The sequence below is a fragment of the Pseudomonas sp. GW456-12-10-14-LB2 genome (genome assembly GCF_002884345.1).
In the GTDB taxonomy this organism is placed as follows: domain Bacteria; phylum Pseudomonadota; class Gammaproteobacteria; order Pseudomonadales; family Pseudomonadaceae; genus Aquipseudomonas; species Aquipseudomonas paraglycinae.
Genome location: NZ_POHV01000253.1, coordinates 1 through 253, shown reverse-complemented (window position 1 = coordinate 253; position 253 = coordinate 1). Strand labels below are relative to the sequence as shown.

Sequence of the window (253 nt, the reverse complement as noted above, 5' to 3'; positions counted from 1 at the left end):
CTTGAGGGCGACGCACTCGTCCTCGATCCTCAAGAACCCTTTCTCGGGCGCGCGGCCGGGAGCGGGGGCGTCGCAGTGCTCCACGAGCAGCTCGGCCCCGCGCCAGTCGCGGCTCCGCAGGCGCGTGAGCGAGTCGGCGAAGGCCGCCAGCGAGGCGGCGGGGCCGGAGCCGTCGCGGCGGGGCGCGGAGTGCACGGCCACCGCGGCCACGGCGGGCCGCCCCAGGTAGCGGCACAGGTGCTCGACCGTGCGC

1 protein-coding gene is annotated in these 253 nt (G+C 77.9%); it reads right to left on the bottom strand.

The window, feature by feature from the left end:
* Positions 1-253, bottom strand: a 253-nt coding sequence (locus tag C1X29_RS28965; RefSeq protein WP_146023331.1) for a DUF4862 family protein, incomplete at both ends; no start/stop codon positions are given.